The following is an 18914-nucleotide window of genomic DNA, read 5'->3' on the forward strand; positions in this document are numbered from 1 at the left end:
AAAACCATAGGATATGTGTCATGGCAGCGCAAACGCTTTATGATAAACTTTGGCAAGATCACTTAGTCAATCAACGAGACGACGGTTCTAGTCTTATCTATATCGACCGTCATTTATTACACGAAGTCACAAGCCCGCAAGCATTTGAAGGCTTGTCATTGGCAAATCGTGACCCTTGGCGTTTGTCAGCAAACGTCGCCACCCCTGACCATAATGTCCCGACGGTGGCAAGCGAACGTAAAGAAGGGGTGGCAGGCATTAAAGATGATGTCTCTCGCTTGCAAGTAGCCACACTCGATGAAAACTGTGCCAAATTTAACATCACTGAATTTACCATCAATGACGTGCGCCAAGGCATTGTGCATGTGGTAGGCCCAGAACAAGGTTTAGTGTTACCTGGGATGACGGTGGTGTGTGGCGACTCACATACCGCAACCCATGGTGCGTTAGGCTGTCTTGCCCACGGCATCGGTACCAGTGAGGTTGAGCATGTATTGGCAACGCAGTGTCTTGTGCAAACCAAGATGAAAAATATGCTTATCAAAGTCGATGGCAAATTGGGTGAAGGCGTCACCCCCAAAGACGTGGTACTAGCGATTATTGCAAAAATCGGCACCGCGGGCGGGACAGGTTACGCCATTGAATTTGCAGGCGATGTGTTCCGTGACATGAGCATGGAAGGACGTATGACCGTGTGTAATATGGCGATTGAAGCGGGCGCGCGCGTTGGTATGGTGGCCGTTGATGACACCACGATTGAATACGTCAAAGGTCGTCCCTATGCGCCTACCGGTGAAATGTGGGATAAAGCCGTGGCTTACTGGCAAACCCTACATTCAGATGCTGATGCCGTGTTTGATACCGTCATTGAGATGGCAGGCGCGGACATCGCCCCCCAAGTATCATGGGGCACTTCCCCTGAGATGGTGGTGGATATCAGCGCGCACGTCCCTACCCTAGATGCGGCAAAAGATGACGTCCAAAAAGACGCTTGGACACGCGCTTATGAGTATATGGGTTTGACCGCAGGCCAACCGGTCACTGACATCAAAGTCGATCGGGTGTTTATCGGCTCTTGTACCAACTCACGTATTGAAGATATTCGCGCGGCGGCGGCGGTTATCAAAGGTCGCAGAGTCGCAGATAGCGTCAAAGAAGCGATTGTGGTAGCTGGTTCTGGGTTGGTTAAACAACAAGCAGAAAGCGAAGGGCTAGATAAAATCTTTACCGCAGCGGGTTTTGAATGGCGGGAGCCAGGCTGCTCGATGTGCCTCGCCATGAACGCGGATAAATTGCAGCCAAAAGAACATTGCGCCAGTACCTCGAATCGTAACTTTGAAGGTCGTCAAGGCAATGGCGGACGCACCCATTTGGTCAGCCCTGCCATGGCCGCCGCTGCCGCATTAGCCGGTCATTTTGTTGACGTGAGAAATTATTAAGGTAGAACTATGAAAAAATATACCCTTGAGCAGGGCATTGTCTGCCCACTAGATCGCTCAAACGTGGACACTGACCAAATCATTCCAAAACAGTTTTTGAAATCTATCAAACGCACGGGGTTTGGTGCCAATTTATTTGATGAATGGCGTTATTTGGACGAAGGCTATCCTGGTCAAGACAATAGCAAACGCCCCATTAACCCTGATTTTATTTTGAATCAGCCCCGTTATCAAGGTGCTAACATTTTGCTTGCGCGTAAAAACTTTGGTTGTGGTTCAAGCCGTGAGCATGCCCCTTGGGCGCTCGAAGAATACGGTTTTCGCACGGTGATTGCGCCAAGTTTTGCCGATATTTTCTACAACAACTGCTTTAAAAACGGCATGTTGCCAGTGATTTTAAGCGAAGATGCGGTCAGTGAATTGTTTGCCGAATGTTTTGCCCAAGATGGCTACCAATTAACCGTGGATTTAGAAAAACAGCAAGTGATTTCCCCCTCTGGCAAAAGCTATGCGTTTGACGTCGATGAGTTTCGTAAGCACTGTCTGCTCAACGGTTTAGACGATATTGGTCTGACATTACAGCAAGCTGATAGCATCAAAGCGTATGAAGAGAACGCCAAACAATCACGCCCTTGGGTATTTGGCACAGGCGCTGTTTAGGCTGCTGCTTGGTTAAGTAAATGTACACTGTATCTAGCGTTTCATCATTGATGATTTATCAATGAGAGTTTATCCATCATCTATCCCAACCTGCGTATAAGCCGTGTCTAAAGAAGCATTTTTTGACAAAGGCATTTTTTGACAAAGGTTGGGATATTGGTTATGTTAGTCACATTTTAGCGTGCCTATGACTGTGTTTAAATCATGGCATCATCCGCCATGATTATCATCGTCTAACTATGGCAGGCACCCTGTTACTGCAATTTTTTAGTTGCCTTTTTTGATTTGAGGGAATAACGACCATGATGTTTACGAAGCGCTTTTTTCGCCCTGACTGTTTGCCTGTTGTAGGTATAGCCATTGCGATTTGTTCGGCAGTGGCGCTATCTGGCTGTCAATCAATGACAAAGCAGCCAAGCGCACGCGCCAAACCCTCAGTGGTAACAGCGCCGCAACCGATTGCTACAGGCAAAAGCACCCTAAAATGTACGGGTATTTATGCCTGTGAAATCAATCGTATTGGCACGTTCTCAGTTATCAATCAATCGACTCACACCCCGAGCGCTACACTTGGCAACCATAGCCAAGAGACTAGCCCAGTGACCGTCACACCTTTGATGAGTCAGCCGCAGAGCAAGTCTACTATGCCAAATTACTTGGTAAGTTTTCCCAGTGGTCAGTACATGGTTGCCACCCGTTTTTATTTGGATGAGGATTTGACGACGGTTGAAAGTTTTAGTTTTATCCATCGTTTTGAAAGCGGTAAACGCTATGAGCTCAAAGCCTACCGCCAAATTCAAAAGACCGATTATAGTTTACTAGCGCAATCTGCCCCAACGCCCCTGTGTATTGATTTGTATGAAAATGCCAAACTTACCAATCGATGGTGTAAAAAACCCAATCAGCAAGGCGCTTTATCGAATGAATTTATAAAGATTGCTTTATAGATGCGCCTTAAAGCGTGACGCAAAAAAGCGTCATTCAATAATGCCTGATTCGATTATTTTTTAGAAACTAACAAAATTTTAAAAGCTGCGTTGTCAGCAAAAAGTTGTGGATTAACGTGAAGGAAGTAACATGACAAAACAGATCGCCGTATTACAAGGTGATGGTATTGGTCCTGAAATCATTGGACAAGCTGTCAAAGTATTGGACAAATTAATCGAGCAAGGATTAGACGCCCACTATGAGTATGGGCTGTTAGGTGGCTCAGCGTATGATGCGCATGGCTCACCCTATCCAGAAGCTACCCAAACCCTGTGCCGCAAGGCTGATGCGGTATTGCTCGGTGCTGTCGGCGGCCCACAGTATGATAGCCTTGAACGCTCAGTGCGCCCAGAGCGTGGATTACTGGCGATTCGTAAAGACTTAAATCTATTTGCCAATCTTCGCCCAGCCATTCTTTATCCAGAGCTTGCCAATGCCTCAACTTTAAAACCTGAGGTGGTATCTGGCTTAGATATTTTGATTGTCCGTGAGCTCACCGGCGATATTTATTTTGGTGAACCACGCGGTATTCGCACGCTTGAAAACGGTGAGAAAGAAGGCTATAACACCATGAAATACAGCGAATCAGAAATTCGCCGTATTGCCAAAGTCGCTTTTGAAGCGGCACAAAAACGCGGTAAAAAACTCTGCTCAGTTGATAAAGCCAACGTACTTGAGACCACAGAGTTTTGGAAGCAGATTTTCACCGAAGTCGCTGCCGAATACCCAGATGTTGAATTGACTCACATGTATGTCGACAATGCAGCGATGCAGCTGGTCAAAGCCCCAAAACAGTTTGATGTGATTGCCACAGGCAATATTTTTGGCGATATTTTGTCAGATCAAGCCTCAATGCTGACTGGCTCTATTGGTATGCTACCATCCGCGAGCTTAAATGACACAGGTAAAGGGCTATATGAACCATCGCATGGTTCTGCCCCTGATATCGCCGGTCAAAATAAAGCCAATCCATTGGCAACCATTTTGTCATTGGCGATGCTGTTACGTTATAGCCTCAATGATGAAGCCCGTGCCACGCAAGTTGAGCAAGCGGTGCAAAAAGTATTACAGCAAGGGTTACGCACAGGCGATATCTTTGAACAAGGCACCACGCTGGTTTCTTGTTCAGACATGGGTGATGCGGTCATCGCTAACTTATAATCTTTGATTAGCCTAATTTTTATCTTGCGTGAAAGGCAGTGTTAGCTGGTCTAACCTGCCTTTTTCTATGGCATTTTTACCAACATTTTTTTGAAAAATTTGTAAAATCCTGCTTATCTTCAACCGAGTTTTGCTATAGTATGCCATTATCGTTTCTCTAAAACCTCGATGACCTTCCATCCTCCCTTGCTAAATTTTTCTTAAATTTCAATGACTATGTCTTCTTATCATAAAATATTACCTTGCTTTACAAGCCTACTACTTGCTATCAGTTTATCTGCCTGTCAACAGTCACCCAATCAAGCGATGGATGTACCCACAGTTCCGACAGCAAGTACTACAGCTAGTACTGCAGCTAGTACAACCGCAAGTGTCGCTGCCTCTTCGCCTGCCCCAACGCTAAAAGCCAATATCAGTCAACAGTTTATTGGCGCAAGCTTGGTGCAGCAACGACTGAAACAAGCCTTGCCAGAGATTGCCTATACCACTGATAATTTACCAATGGTTGCCCAGCAAGTAAACCAAGTGAGTTGGTCACCCACAGGCACTATTGAATTAAAAGCCATGCCTGCCTCTGCGGTAGTCACGTCACAAGCCGCATCAACCGCATCTGCTTCAGCGACCCAATCTGTGACGGGTTTTCACTCAACTATTGACTATACTGCGCTCAAACAATCGGCTAATGACAATCCGTCATCCGCGGCTAACAAAGACGCATTACCACCAAAACAAGTGTCAATTACCCCTGATGAACTGTTGGTATTTAAGACCCAAGCACTGCTTAACTGGCATGGGCATAGCGTGGGTGCGGTGACAGGGATAATGAATAAAAACACCATCAAAGCGATGCAGATTTTTCAGCAAAAGCACAATCTGCCCGTAACCACCACGATGGATGAAGCTACTTGGTCAGCGTTAACCAGCAACGAGACGTTAAATAAGCAGCCGATTTTTATCAATTACCAGCTAATGCGCGATGATTTGGTTATCACCAAAGCGCCCAGAGACATGCAATACAAATCAGCGCGTGAAGCGGTGGCTGAAAAATTTCATATGAGCCAAAAACTGGTGAGTCGATTAAACCCCACCACGCCACTCAAAGCGGGTAACATTATCACCGTCTACAATCCTTATCAGCCCAATATGACGGAAGTGACTAAGGTTGTGAGCGATAAAAAGAAAAATATCTTGTACGCCTATGCTGCTAGTGGTGAGCTTGTTGCAAGCTACCCGACAACAGTCGGCTCTAATTACACCCCCTCACCCTCTGGCACCTTAAAAGTTAAAAATCGGGTATTAAACCCCACCTATAATACTGATTTTTCTTCCAAAGAAAAGTGGCTACCACCAGGACCCAACAACCCTGTGGGGCGTGCTTGGATTGGGTTATCAAAACGTGGCTATGGCATTCATGGCTCGCCTGAGCCTGAGTTAATCAGCGCACAAAAATCACACGGTTGTGTGCGTTTGACCAATTGGGATGCGCTAAGTCTGTATGGCACGATTGCCGATGGGGCGGATGTGGTCTTTGAATAAGTTTATATTGTATAAGCGTCAAACAAACACCCCAAATTTTGGGGTGTTTGGTTATTACGATTCCTGTCGCCAAACTTGTTTTCGCAAATCCTGCTTGGTCTGCCTGCGTTGTTTTTTGCGGGCGATTTCGACATCATCTTTTTGATGCAATCCGCCTTTTTGCAAAAGCGGATTTAACGCCAAGTAATTACGGGGTTTAACAGCCAAATTGGATTGAGCGATTGACGGATTTTTCTCCAGTTGCTCACCCAATTTGATTAATTGTTTTTGGTTTTTCATGGTTTATCCTTAAAACTTTATTTATCGATATGCAAATTTTTTTATAAAAAAACCAGCGACAGGAGTCACTGGTTTTTTAAAAGGCTTAAGGTAAAAATTAAGCTGGGATACGAAGCACTTGACCTGGATAGATTTTGTTTGGGTCAGAGAGTAATGGTTTGTTGGCTTCAAAGATTTTGTTGTATTGGTTGGTATCGCCATACACTTCTTTTGAAATTTTTGACAGCGTATCGCCTGATTTCACTGTGTACATACGAGATTCTGGCTCTTGCGTCGCAACCGTGATGTTGTCTTCCACTTGTGCAACATACTGTACATTACCTGCCGCTAGAATGGCTTTTTCGCGCTCTGCTTGGTTAGCAGCAGAACCATTAATAGTTACTTTGTCAGTGTTACCGTCATAGTTGACTGATAGATTGTCAATTTTGGCATTTTGTTGGATGCGCTGAATCAATAAGTTCGCGATCTCTTGTGCAGATGGCTCATTAGAGGCTGCAGGCGTTGCGGTTGGTGCTACGTTTGATGCAGGTGTCGATGCTGGCGCAGCGTCTTTGTTACGATGAAAGATTTTATCACCGATGTCTTTTGCAAAGCTAAATAGTCCCATTTGTTTTTCCTTATGTTGTAATATTTTAATGCACAATTTTTAATGTATGGTTCGTTGAAACTCTTAAATGATCGTTTCAACACCTCAAATGACTAGAATGACCTCTAATCACTACAACGATAATCGTGTTAAGTATGGCGTTATTCTAGTTGCCCTCTAGATTAGCAAAAACTTAAATTAATGAGCATAAGTATTTAGTAAAGGAATGTTACTAATTGCAAGTAGTCTTTCATCTATTACGCCAATTTTCTATGCCATTTATTCCTTTAGGGGATAATTGAGAAAAACACAAAAGTGGCTAACATGACCAAATGGATGATGCCATGTAAAAAAGTGGTGCGCCCGGTACTTAAAGTATTGATGGTTATCATCAGCGTAATAACCAGCATTAGCCCTTCTTTGGCAGACAACCCAAACATGACGGGCGTTGCTGTGAACATTGAATAAAGCGCGATAACAGGAATTGTCAACGAAATAGACGCCAAAGCAGAGCCTAGCCCCAAATTTAAACTGTTTTGCAGTTGGTCGTTGTAGGCAGCTTTTAACGCGGCAATAGATTCAGGCAACAGTACCAAAGCAGCAATAATAATCCCTAGCACAATTTTTGGCATACCCATCGCGAGCAGCGCCGCTTCCATCGCAGGCGACAACATCTTAGCAAGACCTACCACCGTCACCAAACTGAAAAACAAAAATCCCACACTCATCGCCATGGTTAGCGCATTATCACTGTGATGCAGGTCTTCTTGCCCATCAGCAATAAAATAATCTCGGTGACGAATGGTTTGGGTAAAGATAAATGCGGCATACAAAATCAAACAGCAAATCGCTACAAACAGCAGCTGAGCGCCTATCATAAAACCGCCTGCGGCAGAGGTGGTAAAATTGGGTAAAATAAATACGATTAATGCAATCGCCAATAACACACTAATTGCCGCTTTACTGCCATGCAAGCTATAACGCTGTACATAATTTTTGATACCACCAATTAACAGGCAAATACCAATAATCCCGTTACAAATCAGCATCACTGCTGCAAATACCGTATCACGGGCAAGCACCGCGGCATCGGTGGGTGTGCTACTACTCATGAGTGCCAAAATAAGTGCCACTTCAATCACAGTGACCGCCAATGCCAAAACCAACGTACCAAAAGGCTCCCCCACTTTGTGAGCAATCACCTCAGCGTGATGTACGGCAGCAAAAACTGACCCCATCAAAAAAATCGCCGTCACGGTATTCATGATGATACCCGAGGGATGCCAAATCAAATGCACCGCAAGCACTAAAGCGGCAATACTTGGCGACAATAACGTCCAAATGGGTAAATTGATATTATATTTTTGGTTCAGCCAAAATGTTTTTGCCATACCACCTCCGCTCTATCTATATTTTCTAATTTATCATATAAATAGATAATATGGTCAAAAATATCAAAAATCAATTAAAAATGAAATTATTTTTCATTACTTTGTAATTTATGCCAGTAAATTATTGGTGCAAGGCACACAAAGCCAATCAGCATACTCACCAAAAAATGCCATTGATAGCCCAAAAAATGCGCCATATAGCCGCTGGCAAAATGCGCTGAGCCGCCCAACACCGTCAACAGACAAACCTGCACGGTAAAATCACTCCCCGCATTGGCAGGGCGTGAATAATGCATAATGGTCGTAAGCATCGCAATCAGCGCCAACGATGCACAAAAATGCTCCAGCGCATTGACAACATATAGCCACAAAAAATCCGTCAGTAACTGATGATAAAACCCATAAGCTACCAAGCCATATAACCCTGTGGTCAGCGCTTGGGCAAAATTAAAATATAGCAGGGACGTAAAGCGAGTGAGTCGTTTCATCAAAATTGTGGCGACCCCTGCCCCAGCGACTGAGGCCGCCGAGCCCAAGATGGTTGCCCAAAAACCAATTTGCTGCAAGTTGAGTCCGACATCGACCATCATCGGTTTGACCATACCGCTTGAAATGCCATCAGCAATTTTATAGGTCAATAACACCCCTAGCCAAGCCAGCATCTCCCGCGATGACCAAAAATACTGATAATGGTGGCTAAGGTAATTTTTTAGTGCCTTAAAACTGCCAGATTTTGCTACCTGTACTTGTTTTTTTGGGGGTTCAACCGAAGTGTGGGTGTGCTCTTTAAAAAACACAATGGGCACGGTATTAAGTGCCACCAAAGCCGCCATAGCAAGAAAACTATTACGCCAGCCCCATTGCTCGAGCAGCATCAGTAAAACACCGCCACCGACAATAAGCCCCAGCCGATAGCCGATGACTTGTACGGCATTGCCTTGGCTTTGGCGATGATGGTGATTGGTGGTCTGAGTCACCGAATCAGGCGCAGGCATATCATGGGTCAGCGGCTCTTTGGGTGCCATAGCCGCTTTAAGCAAACGGGTTGCTAGCCCATCCGTCGCCACATCGTGTGTCGCACCAATGAGACTTAAGGTAAATAACATCCCGTACAACGTCATCACCGAAGGGGTTTGTGCCAAATTATGCGGTTCAAAAAACGCCACCGCAACCAGTATGACAATCGACAACCCTTGCATCGGCAAAATCCAGCTTTTGGCGCTTCCGATTTTTTGTGAATAGTAGCCGTCCACGACAGTAGCCCACAGGAATTTAAGCCCCCAAGGTACCAAAATCAGCCCTGACCAACCAATGGCAACTAATGAGACTTTGTATTCACGTAAAATCGCTGGCAAGGCTTGGGTGATAAATCCTGCGGGCAAGCCTTGAGCCAAATATAAGGTGAGCAGTAAGCCTAAGGTTTTATAGTGGGTCAAATGAGTGTTGGATGGTGGCGCAGACGACTTTGATAACGGCATAGGACTACCACAGGTAGATTATTTTTATAGTCGGGAGAGGGGCGTAAAACCTACACCCTAATATAACAAGATAAACTGCAATGATAGCAAATAACGGATGAAAAATTAGTTAAATACCACCGTTTTATTGCCTGTAACAATCACACGGTTTTGTAGATGCCAACGCACGGCACGGGTCAGCACGCTACGCTCGACATCTTGCCCAATCGCCCGCAATTCTGCCACATGGTGGCGATGGCTGACACGGTGCACGTCTTGCTCAATAATTGGTCCTTGGTCAAGGTCGGCTGTGACATAATGCGCGGTGGCGCCAATCAGTTTGACCCCTTTTTCATACGCTTGGCGGTATGGATCAGCGCCGACAAAGGCTGGCAAGAATGAGTGGTGAATATTGATAATTTTCATGTGCCAAGCGGCGGTAAATTCAGCCGATAAAATCTGCATATAGCGCGCCAGCACCAACAAATCACAGTCTTTTACCAGCGCTTGAATCTCGGCTTCTGCTTCTACTTTGTTGTCTTTGCTCACAGTTACTTGATGAAATGGCACACCAAAATTTTCTACCGCTTGGCGCAAATCATGGTGATTACTGACGACACAGGTAATCTCACAATCTAGTTGCCCTTGTTGCCAGCGCCACAGCAAATCAAGTAGCGCATGGTCATATTTGGACACCAAAATCGCCACTTTTTTACGTTTACTATTATCAAATAGTTTCCATTCCATTTGATAGATGCGAGCGACGGTATGCTCAAAACTGCCTTTCATATTATCGATGATATTGTCTAAATCATTGATAGCCATTTCAAGGCGCATAAAATACTGACCGCCTTCGGGTTCAGTCGAGTATTGGTCAAGGCTGATAATATTGGCGCCATAACGATAAAAAAATTCGGATACAGCTTGCACAATACCTGCGCGGTCTTGGCATTTAATCAATAAAGTTGCAGTAGCTAGTTGGCTCATGAGGTACATCTTGTGTTCAATTTTCAAAAGATGCCATTGTAGCGATTTTTGTGTCGACAAAGAAGTCTAAACCCATCAAAAGCCTTGTTGGATATAAAAATTTTCTTAAGAGTGGCTTACCCCCTGCCTTTTAACCTAACTTTTAACTTATCTTTTAACCTATCTTTTAACCTAAATTACCCAAATCAACTTCGGTCAAGCGCCAGCGCCCTTTTTTCTTTGAGCGTCCACCTGCGCTTTGACCACCGACTACCGCTGCGCCACCGAGCAATTTATTCAGTGTCTGACTATGATAGGCATGACAAATCGCACACGCTAACCCATCTGCCGCATCCGCTTGCGGCTGTATCTCAAGGCTCAACAAGCGCATCACCATAAGCTGAATCTGCTCTTTGTCTGCCGCGCCATAGCCACATACCGCTTGTTTGATTTGCCGTGCGGTATATTCAGCTACTTGCAAATCTTTGGCAACCATGGCGGCAATCGCTGCACCCCGCGCCTGCCCAAGCTTAAGCGCAGTGTCGGGGTTTGATGCCATAAATACTTGCTCGATGGCGGCGGTCATGGGTTCATTGGTGTATCTTTGATAATGCTCAACAATACGGCTAATCCCATCAAATATCCGCTTTAACCGCTCTGGCATGGTTTCCCCTTGGCTGTAAGCATGAATCGTGCCTGCATCCAAATGTTCAAGTTTATCCCCACTCAACCGAATGATGCCATAGCCTGTCAGACGTGAGCCTGGGTCAATACCAATAAAGATACTCATAAAAAATGCTCGTAAAACATGCTCGTAAAAAAAGATACCCACAAAACAACTTTGCTAAAAATGCAGTCGAAGCTAAAAATATAGTCAAATTATAGCATTTATCAAAAATTTAACGAAAAAATTGCTGAATTTCAAAAAACTATTTGATAGTTTTATGCATTACCCCCATCATTATTGCATTGGTTAATGATTCATCATTTGTTCTTTATAGTTTATTCACAATTTAGGAATCGTATTTTCATGGGAAATATAGTTGGGATTGCCATTGTCTGGTTGATTATTGAGATGCTGGTTTGGTATCTAATCGCACAATTTGTCAGTGGCTGGTGGGTGTTTTTGTGGTTTGTGGTGGCTGGCTTTGTGGGTGCCGCCCTCATTAAAAAAGGCATAGCCACCTTAAAACCGATGGCTGGACAAGCGCAAGCCGCCATGCTTAACCCTGCGATGCGCCCCAATGAAAATTCCGTGGTGAAAGCGATTGCTTTTGCAGTGGCAGGTATCTTATTGGTACTGCCCGGTATTTTAAGTGATATTGCGGCACTTGTGGTGTTATTACCTGCGGTACAAAATAAGTTTAAAGCCTTTGCCAAAGACTATGCCACTAAAAACCCAGAAAAATTGATGCAAATGATGGCAAGCAAAATGGGCGGTATGGATCCCTCAAAAATGGGTGGCTTAGGGGGTCTTGGCGGTATGGGTGGACAAAACCCGTTTGGCAGTCAAAATCCATTTGGCGGTATGGGCGGACAAAATCCGTTCGGCAGCTTTGGTAGCAAAAATAACAACAGTGGTAAATTTGGCACGACCATTGACGGACAAGCCAAAACGGTCAACTCGAACGCCAAACGCATCACCCGCTCTGCCAATGATGACTAGACAATGGATAAAAAATTGACTGTTAAACATTGATAAATTTAAGGCATCCCTAGTATGCCTTTTTTTATGCCCTATTTTTGCGAAAAACTGGGTTTACTTTTTGCAAAAATTCATGCAATGTGATTTACTTAAGACAAAATTTGTTATATAAATTCTATAATGATACAATCTGTTTCGTTTTGGAATTTTTAGGTTTGAGCGTGATTTTTATTTTTGATAAATGATATTAACAACATTGGTTAGCGACAAGGAGTGAATGTATGACCAGCAAAGTATATGACAGCGCAGCTAGCGCACTTGAGGGCGTCATCAAAGATGGACAAACGATTGCGGTCGGTGGTTTTGGTCTGTGTGGTATCCCCGAAGCTTTAATTGAAGCCTTGCGAGATAGCGGCGTTAAAGATTTGACCTGTATCAGCAATAACGCTGGTGTCGATGGTTTTGGTTTGGGATTATTACTAGAGACTCGCCAAGTCAAAAAAATGATTGCGTCGTATGTCGGTGAAAACAAAGAATTTGAACGTCAGTTTTTATCGGGTGAATTGGAAGTGGAATTGACCCCACAAGGGACGTTGGCAGAAAAATTGCGTGCAGGCGGTGCGGGCATCCCTGCGTTCTTTACTGCCACTGGCGTAGGTACCCAAATTGCTGAGGGTAAAGAAGAGCGTGAATTTGACGGTCGTCAATATATCCTTGAGCGCTCATTAGTCGCTGACGTAGCACTGGTCAAAGCCCAAAAAGCGGATAAAGCGGGCAACTTGATGTTCAATAAAACGGCGCGAAACTTTAACCCAGATGTCGCCACGGCAGGTAAAGTCACCATTGTCGAAGTTGAGCAATTGGTGGAAACTGGCGAGCTAGACCCCGACCAAATTCATTTGCCGGGTATTTATGTGCATCGCATCGTGGTCAATGCCAACCCAGAAAAACGCATCGAAAAAGTGACGACCAAAGAACAGACAAACTAGGCTATAAGGAGATTACCATGGCATGGACTCGTGAACAAATGGCACAAAGAGCCGCTAAAGAACTACAGGACGGCTTTTATGTCAATCTAGGTATCGGTTTACCGACCTTAGTGGCGAACTATATTCCAGAAGGCGTCAACGTTTGGCTACAATCAGAAAATGGGCTGCTTGGAATTGATGAATTCCCAACACCCGATAAAGTTGACCCAGATCTAATCAATGCAGGTAAACAAACCGTCACCACAGCGACTGGTGCGAGCTTTTTCTCAAGCTCACAATCATTTGCCATGATTCGTGGCGGTAAAGTCAACCTTGCCATCTTAGGGGCGATGGAAGTTTCAGACAATGGCGATCTTGCCAACTGGATGATTCCTGGCAAGATGGTCAAAGGCATGGGCGGCGCGATGGACTTGGTCGCAGGCGTTCAACGCGTCATTGTATTGATGGAACATACCAACAAACATGGTGAGCCAAAAGTATTGGCTGAATGTACGCTACCTCTGACAGGCAAAAAAGTGGTGAATCGTATTATCTCTGATTTAGCCATCATGGATGTGACCGATAACGGTCTAAAACTGGTTGAGCTGGCAGACGGTGTCACGTTTGAAGAATTACAATCAAAAACGCCTGTAACCATTGCACAATAATTGCACTATAACACCTGCAAGATAACGACTGTAAAATAGCGCTGTCACAAGTCAGCGTTAAATTGCCATTAAAAGGACAATGAAAAAAGGCAATAAAAAAGGACAGTGATGCTGTCCTTTTTTATTGTTTTGGCTTTTTTACTTTCGCTTATTTGTCCTCTATAATGACATCACTATCAACATTTATCCAACACCATGATTGCATCTCGCTTCTCTCATCCCAAATTTATCACCGATGAAGACAATCCGCTGATTGATCGTAAATATCCCAATGAGATGACAGCCGATGACGGTGTGGCATTGCCGCAAATTTATCGGTTTGACTTTGCCGAGGTGCCAGATTTTAGCCAAACAGTAATGCAAATCACCCCGGTGATGGATGAGCCCAATGTAATGGATACATCCAAAAATCATGAAGCGGTATTGGAAAATGTCACCCCTGCTACTGATAAATCTGTGCGCGTCGCTCAACAAACGGCGTCATCGGCGGCGCCCACTTCGCTCAACAATCCCCTTACTTCTCAATCGCTAACCCGCAAAATCCCATCAAAAGCACGCTCAAGTCGCCAAGTCATTGCGCAAGCAAGAGCCCAAGCCAAACAGATTGAACAGCAAAAACAACAACAAGAACAGCAACGCCAAGCAAAGGAAGTTGCGCGCTATCAGGCAGAAGTTGAAGCCGCGCTACTCAATCCCACACTGCATGAAGGACTGCTCAATCAGCGCAAATCCATTGCCGAGTCACAGGCAGTGGTCAACAAACATGCGATTTTTGGCGAGCTTGCACAGGATTTGCAGACCATTCAATGGCTTGAGTCAAATCTGACAGAGCAAAACCGAGCAATGTATGAAAAAGCGGTTGCGCTGATTCAAGCAGCGCAATCAAGTGGCAATGCATCGGAAAATAATTTATTAGAAATCAATGCATTAGAAAATAATGTACTCGAAGACAATGTAGCAGCAGAAAATATAGTCGAAAACACTATATCAGCAGACAATTTGGCAACAGCCGTACAATTAATTGATGAATTTGCCGAGAATGGTCTTGCTGATGCATTGCTGCGTCGAGCGCTGTGGCTATTTGAAGGCAATCACTTACTCAAGATTTCTCAAAACTCCCAACAAGCTTTGCTATTGTTGCAACAAGCAGCCTCGCAACAAGACAATCGCGCGGAGAAATTACTCAGTAAACTCTACTATGCAGGACATGGGGTCGAGCAAGATAACGAGATGGGCAAATACTGGCTAGAGCTGGCTGCGGCACATGGTCACCCTGATGCCATACGAATTTCACAAGGTATTGCCACCCTGTCATTACTCAAGCAAACCCAACGCGAGGATACTAGCTATGGCAAAAAAATGGCGCTTGCGACTGCGGCGCTGATTATATTCATGATACTGATATTTGTGGCAGTTAAAGTTTAAAGACTTGGATGAATGCCGTGATTTGGATGTTAAACAAGGTTAAATATCCCAATCACAGTATTTAAAAAAATTTAGCCATCCGTTGGGTCGTCAGATGGCACTAGTACGACCTCGTCATCGCTATCCTGACGCTCATCACCCTTATACTCATCATCATTAGCCTCATCGCTCGCCAAGTTTGGCGTCAGCAGCGGATAATTGTTTAAGATATAACAAAACAATTCAGCCGTTTTTTGGGTGTCATATAAAGCAGAATGCGCTTCATTACCATCAAATTCTAGCCCAGCGAGTTTGCACGCTCTCGCCAGTACCGTTTGACCAAACGCAAGCGCGGATAAGGTGACGGTATCTAACACGGAAAACTGGTGAAATTGGCTTTGATTTTTGCTATTGGTACGCTCAATTAAAGCATTTAAAAAGCCCAAGTCAAAATGCGCATTATGCCCTACCAAAATACATTTGGTACATTGGGTCGATTGACGCACCGTTTTTAAATATTTAAAAATACGGCGAATGGCGGTTTTTTCATCTTCGGCAATGGCTTTTCGCATCGGGCTGTGGGGATTGATACCGGTGAATTGCAGGGCGCGCGCTTCAAGATTTGCCCCTTCAAACGGCTCAATATGGGCGTTCACCGCCTCCCCTGGGTAAAAACGCCCGGTATCATCCATCAAAATTGGAATACAGGCAATCTCAAGCAAGGCATCGGTTTTTGGATTGAAGCCTGCTGTCTCTACATCCACCACCACGGGCAAGTAATTGCGAAAACGGTTGGCAATAGTCATGGGTTCAGTTGTGGCGGTCATACGTTACCTTGCGGAAAAAAACAGAAAAAATAAAGGGTGAACAATCATACGGCTAAATTAAATGGCATCACTTTCCAGTCCAGCGTTTGCCCAGCCATCAGCGGGGTCAAATCTTTACCGTCAAGATAAGGATAATGTTCGGGGACTTGCCAGGCTTCACGCACCAAGGTGACTTTATCACTATTGATAGGTAAGCCATAAAATTTTGCCCCGTGAATACTGGTAAAGCCTTCTAATTTGTCAAGTTTGCCCACGCTGTCAAAGGCTTGCGCATACAAGGGCAGCGCAATCGATGCGCTATAACAGCCTGCACAACCGCAAGCATTTTCCTTGGTATGCGTCGCATGGGGCGCAGAGTCAGTGCCAATAAAAAATTTGGGATTACCACTGGTTGCCACATCAAGTAATACTTTTTGGTGACTTTGGCGTTTTAAAATCGGCAAGCAATAAAAATGTGGTTTAATGCCGCCCACCAGCAGGTGATTACGATTAAACAGTAAATGCTGCGGGGTAATTGTCGCTGCGACATTTTTGCCTTGTGACAACACAAAGTCAGCGGCATCACTGGTGGTAATGTGCTCAAAGACGATTTTTAATTTTGGAAATTTATCAATGAGATTGACCATCACTTCATCAATAAAGCGTTTTTCACGGTCGAAAATATCAATATGATGGTGCGTCACTTCACCATGTACCAACAGCGGCAAACCCAACGCTTCCATCTTGGCAAATACATCGGTGCAATGATTGATATGGCTCACCCCATCCGCAGAATTGGTGGTCGCACCTGCAGGATATAACTTGACTGCTTTTACTACACCTGAAGCAACAGCGGTTTCGATGTCTTCTGCCGTCAGTGACTCGGTTAAATAAAGCGTCATCAATGGCTCAAATTGCTGAGAAATACTGTCATTGGGCACTTGCGCCAAAATACGCTCACGATAAGCGATAGCATCAGCGGCTGTTTTGACGGGTGGCACCAAATTTGGCATACAAATGGCGCGGCGAAAATTGGCAGCAGCATGTGGCACCGTCGTGGCAAGCGCCTGCCCGTCCCGTAAATGAATATGCCAGTCATCAGGGGCAGTAATAGTAAAAGTATTGATAGGTGCAGTCGCTGCGCTCATGATTTCCTCGAACAGTTTTGAGAGTGCCTTAAAAAAACAACGTCAAAAACCGATAATTGAAGCGTTGAAAAACTTGTGCATGATAGCAGTTTTAGGCAAAAAACGACATGAAAATATTCGCAAGCCAAGTACACTGACAAATAATACGTCAGTTTATGTCGTTTTAATAACGGTGTTAATGAGTTTTGGATTTATTGCTAGGTTTGTTATTCGCCTTATTGTTTACCTTATTACCTACCTTGTTATTCGCTTTGTTGTCCGTCGTGTTATTTACCTTTTTATCAGGCTTTTTAGCGGATTTTTTGTCAGTGGCGGTTGTTGACGATGAGGCTTTCTGCGATTTTTGTTTTACAGTTTTATCGTTAGCCGCTGATTTTTTGCTAGCGCTAGCGGTTTTTTCAGCAGGTTGCTTATGGTCTTTGGTCACTAAGTTAGCTTTTTTAACATCTTTTTTAGAGTCATTGCCAAAATCCGGGCTGGTCGTTTTTTTGTGGTCTTTGTTAGGCGGCTTTTTGTGGGATTTTTTCGTATCTCGCGCTTTTTCAGCTTCCACTGAATGCTTATTATCTTGTGATTTGTGATTATCTCGTGGTTTATTATTCTCTTGTAATTCAGAGATAGCTGCTTTTTTGCCATGCTCAGTCATTGTTATCGGATTAGTCATATCCGCTACAGAGGCGACTTTTACTATTGCCACATCGTGATAAACTGGGTGTGCCACTGACATTTTTGCCGATGGTTGGGTGACGGCAGGCCTATCTTTGACGCTCACCAACGCGCCTGCCCCGCTAAAAACGGCGACAGATAATACAGTGGCGGTTGCAATCCAATTTTTTTGTAACTTATCTATCCAACGAGCGGGTTTGCGAACTTGCGGTTTGGCAAAAATATCGCTGGCTGAAAGGGCTGTTCGTGTGTTTGACGTCACCGCTTTGTTTATTTGGCGATTGCCTTTTGAAATCACCTGTTTATTGAAGTGAGCATGAGGGATGGTTATTGCCGCAATGTTGAAAAAATTGGACACTTTATAGATAGTCATTTGCTGAATAATATGCTGTTGATAGACAGGCAAGTCTACAATATTTTGAATTTTTGACCATTTTAATTGCTGTTGTTGTACTGCTTGAAAACTGACAGCGCGCCTAAAACCCACTGCATTCATCAGCCCCGTATCTTGTGGTGACATAAAAAAAACCGGCTGCATCGCAAGCCACTCGGTAATCTGCGCTGAGTCTATGGTGTTTTGTAGTGAACTTATCATATCTGCCAAATTTATCACCGCCAATGCAGTGATAGTCTGCCAAATAGTTAACAGGTTATCTAAGAGTAGATGGGTTTTTTCCAGTAGCACGCCGGCAATCATCGTTTTTTGGGTTTCATCATCAAACAACTGCTCAAAAATCGATGGGCTATTCTTAGACAGTTGTTTTAGGGTTACAAAATTAATGCCGTTTTCAGTGAAATTTTTTGTAACTAAAGTAGTGAAAAATTCGGAGGTAAAACTATTTTTATCTGTTACCTGTGCCAAATTTTGATGGATTAATGACGGATTTTGCTGAATTTTTGCCGATAACTGATAAAGCACGACTTTTAATAGCTCAGGCACGACTTTTTTTAGATAACAAATTGATACGTGTGAGCCATCTGCGACTATCGGTAGCAATGGCGGCAGAGCGTTTGCCCAAAAATGATATAACGATATATGGTCAATGATATTACAAGGCGTTGAAGGATTTTTTGACAGCATATTTTGTCACTTAATTTGCATTTTTTAGCATTGGGGTGGTTAGTGAGCTTTTAGCAATATCGTAGC

Annotated in this window: 18 protein-coding genes; 9 read left to right on the top strand and 9 right to left on the bottom strand. The window is 44.2% G+C overall.

Annotated features, from left to right (window positions below):
• Positions 1–20 precede the first annotated feature (20 nt).
• The 5 genes from leuC (at position 21) to RTS09_RS04210 (ending at position 5783) form a co-directional block, all read left to right on the top strand.
• Positions 21–1439: a 3-isopropylmalate dehydratase large subunit gene (leuC, locus tag RTS09_RS04190; RefSeq protein ID WP_065252956.1), complete on the top strand. Its 1419-nt coding sequence runs from the start codon at positions 21–23 to the stop codon at positions 1437–1439.
• A gap of 9 nt (positions 1440–1448) precedes the next feature.
• On the top strand, positions 1449–2099 hold the full coding sequence (leuD, locus tag RTS09_RS04195) for a 3-isopropylmalate dehydratase small subunit (protein WP_076774050.1): 651 nt from the start codon (positions 1449–1451) through the stop codon (positions 2097–2099).
• A 302-nt stretch (positions 2100–2401) separates the two neighbouring features.
• On the top strand, positions 2402–3046 hold the full coding sequence (locus RTS09_RS04200; protein WP_312534582.1) for a hypothetical protein: 645 nt from the start codon (positions 2402–2404) through the stop codon (positions 3044–3046).
• A gap of 130 nt (positions 3047–3176) precedes the next feature.
• A complete protein-coding gene (leuB, locus tag RTS09_RS04205; protein ID WP_312534585.1) occupies positions 3177–4247 on the top strand; it encodes a 3-isopropylmalate dehydrogenase in 1071 nt (356 codons plus the stop codon).
• A 216-nt stretch (positions 4248–4463) separates the two neighbouring features.
• Positions 4464–5783 carry a L,D-transpeptidase family protein gene (locus RTS09_RS04210; protein WP_312534588.1) on the top strand — a complete coding sequence of 440 codons (1320 nt, stop codon included), beginning with the start codon at positions 4464–4466 and terminating at the stop codon, positions 5781–5783.
• Between the two features lie 54 nt (positions 5784–5837).
• On the opposite strand, the gene RTS09_RS04215 is transcribed toward RTS09_RS04210, so the two are convergent.
• The 6 genes from RTS09_RS04215 to ruvC all read right to left on the bottom strand — a co-directional run bounded on the left by RTS09_RS04215 (position 5838) and on the right by ruvC (position 11252).
• The gene (locus tag RTS09_RS04215) at positions 5838–6062 is read right to left on the bottom strand and encodes a hypothetical protein (RefSeq protein WP_312534591.1); all 225 of its coding nucleotides are present in this window, start codon (positions 6060–6062) and stop codon (positions 5838–5840) included.
• A 97-nt stretch (positions 6063–6159) separates the two neighbouring features.
• Complete coding sequence (lysM, locus tag RTS09_RS04220) at positions 6160–6669, bottom strand: peptidoglycan-binding protein LysM (RefSeq protein WP_239742798.1); 510 nt, start codon at positions 6667–6669, stop codon at positions 6160–6162.
• A 266-nt stretch (positions 6670–6935) separates the two neighbouring features.
• Positions 6936–8039: a calcium:cation antiporter gene (locus RTS09_RS04225; protein ID WP_203172098.1), complete on the bottom strand. Its 1104-nt coding sequence runs from the start codon at positions 8037–8039 to the stop codon at positions 6936–6938.
• Between the two features lie 86 nt (positions 8040–8125).
• Positions 8126–9517 carry an MFS transporter gene (locus RTS09_RS04230; protein WP_312534597.1) on the bottom strand — a complete coding sequence of 464 codons (1392 nt, stop codon included), beginning with the start codon at positions 9515–9517 and terminating at the stop codon, positions 8126–8128.
• Positions 9518–9622: 105 nt separating this feature from the next.
• Positions 9623–10483, bottom strand: coding sequence for a formyltetrahydrofolate deformylase (gene purU / locus RTS09_RS04235; protein WP_007114904.1), 861 nt, complete (start codon positions 10481–10483; stop codon positions 9623–9625).
• A 166-nt stretch (positions 10484–10649) separates the two neighbouring features.
• On the bottom strand, positions 10650–11252 hold the full coding sequence (gene ruvC / locus RTS09_RS04240; protein ID WP_062331272.1) for a crossover junction endodeoxyribonuclease RuvC: 603 nt from the start codon (positions 11250–11252) through the stop codon (positions 10650–10652).
• A gap of 240 nt (positions 11253–11492) precedes the next feature.
• On the opposite strand from ruvC, the gene RTS09_RS04245 reads away from it, so the two are divergent.
• The 4 genes from RTS09_RS04245 (at position 11493) to RTS09_RS04260 (ending at position 15168) form a co-directional block, all read left to right on the top strand.
• Positions 11493–12128, top strand: coding sequence for an FxsA family protein (locus tag RTS09_RS04245; RefSeq protein WP_138017960.1), 636 nt, complete (start codon positions 11493–11495; stop codon positions 12126–12128).
• 260 nt (positions 12129–12388) lie between these two features.
• Entirely contained in the window at positions 12389–13096 is a 708-nt protein-coding gene (locus RTS09_RS04250) for a CoA transferase subunit A (RefSeq protein WP_060994364.1), read from the top strand.
• 17 nt (positions 13097–13113) lie between these two features.
• Positions 13114–13743: a 3-oxoacid CoA-transferase subunit B gene (locus RTS09_RS04255; protein WP_007114899.1), complete on the top strand. Its 630-nt coding sequence runs from the start codon at positions 13114–13116 to the stop codon at positions 13741–13743.
• Positions 13744–13938: 195 nt separating this feature from the next.
• Positions 13939–15168 (top strand): SEL1-like repeat protein, encoded by a 1230-nt coding sequence (locus RTS09_RS04260; protein ID WP_312534610.1) that lies wholly within the window; start codon positions 13939–13941, stop codon positions 15166–15168.
• 71 nt (positions 15169–15239) lie between these two features.
• Here RTS09_RS04260 and rnt read toward each other — a convergent pair whose 3' ends face one another.
• The 3 genes from rnt to RTS09_RS04275 all read right to left on the bottom strand — a co-directional run bounded on the left by rnt (position 15240) and on the right by RTS09_RS04275 (position 18848).
• Positions 15240–15974 (bottom strand): ribonuclease T, encoded by a 735-nt coding sequence (rnt, locus tag RTS09_RS04265; protein WP_312534612.1) that lies wholly within the window; start codon positions 15972–15974, stop codon positions 15240–15242.
• Between the two features lie 44 nt (positions 15975–16018).
• On the bottom strand, positions 16019–17101 hold the full coding sequence (gene pyrC, locus RTS09_RS04270; protein ID WP_312534614.1) for a dihydroorotase: 1083 nt from the start codon (positions 17099–17101) through the stop codon (positions 16019–16021).
• A 175-nt stretch (positions 17102–17276) separates the two neighbouring features.
• Positions 17277–18848, bottom strand: a complete 1572-nt coding sequence (locus RTS09_RS04275) for a hypothetical protein (RefSeq protein ID WP_312534617.1) — start codon at positions 18846–18848, stop codon at positions 17277–17279.
• Positions 18849–18914: the final 66 nt, after the last annotated feature.

The organism is Moraxella sp. CTOTU47618 (assembly GCF_032017425.1).
Classification (GTDB): domain Bacteria; phylum Pseudomonadota; class Gammaproteobacteria; order Pseudomonadales; family Moraxellaceae; genus Faucicola; species Faucicola tetraodonis.

Coding starts and splice junctions, on each gene's coding strand:
- purU (WP_007114904.1), bottom strand. CDS start 10,483: ATGAGCCAACTAGCTACTGCAACTTTATTGATTAAATGCCAAGACCGC.
- RTS09_RS04210 (WP_312534588.1), top strand. CDS start 4,464: ATGTCTTCTTATCATAAAATATTACCTTGCTTTACAAGCCTACTACTT.
- leuB (WP_312534585.1), top strand. CDS start 3,177: ATGACAAAACAGATCGCCGTATTACAAGGTGATGGTATTGGTCCTGAA.
- lysM (WP_239742798.1), bottom strand. CDS start 6,669: ATGGGACTATTTAGCTTTGCAAAAGACATCGGTGATAAAATCTTTCAT.
- rnt (WP_312534612.1), bottom strand. CDS start 15,974: ATGACCGCCACAACTGAACCCATGACTATTGCCAACCGTTTTCGCAAT.
- RTS09_RS04255 (WP_007114899.1), top strand. CDS start 13,114: ATGGCATGGACTCGTGAACAAATGGCACAAAGAGCCGCTAAAGAACTA.
- RTS09_RS04200 (WP_312534582.1), top strand. CDS start 2,402: ATGATGTTTACGAAGCGCTTTTTTCGCCCTGACTGTTTGCCTGTTGTA.
- RTS09_RS04225 (WP_203172098.1), bottom strand. CDS start 8,039: ATGGCAAAAACATTTTGGCTGAACCAAAAATATAATATCAATTTACCC.
- RTS09_RS04215 (WP_312534591.1), bottom strand. CDS start 6,062: ATGAAAAACCAAAAACAATTAATCAAATTGGGTGAGCAACTGGAGAAA.
- RTS09_RS04245 (WP_138017960.1), top strand. CDS start 11,493: ATGGGAAATATAGTTGGGATTGCCATTGTCTGGTTGATTATTGAGATG.
- leuD (WP_076774050.1), top strand. CDS start 1,449: ATGAAAAAATATACCCTTGAGCAGGGCATTGTCTGCCCACTAGATCGC.
- RTS09_RS04275 (WP_312534617.1), bottom strand. CDS start 18,848: ATGCTGTCAAAAAATCCTTCAACGCCTTGTAATATCATTGACCATATA.
- leuC (WP_065252956.1), top strand. CDS start 21: ATGGCAGCGCAAACGCTTTATGATAAACTTTGGCAAGATCACTTAGTC.
- RTS09_RS04260 (WP_312534610.1), top strand. CDS start 13,939: ATGATTGCATCTCGCTTCTCTCATCCCAAATTTATCACCGATGAAGAC.
- RTS09_RS04230 (WP_312534597.1), bottom strand. CDS start 9,517: ATGCCGTTATCAAAGTCGTCTGCGCCACCATCCAACACTCATTTGACC.
- RTS09_RS04250 (WP_060994364.1), top strand. CDS start 12,389: ATGACCAGCAAAGTATATGACAGCGCAGCTAGCGCACTTGAGGGCGTC.
- pyrC (WP_312534614.1), bottom strand. CDS start 17,101: ATGAGCGCAGCGACTGCACCTATCAATACTTTTACTATTACTGCCCCT.
- ruvC (WP_062331272.1), bottom strand. CDS start 11,252: ATGAGTATCTTTATTGGTATTGACCCAGGCTCACGTCTGACAGGCTAT.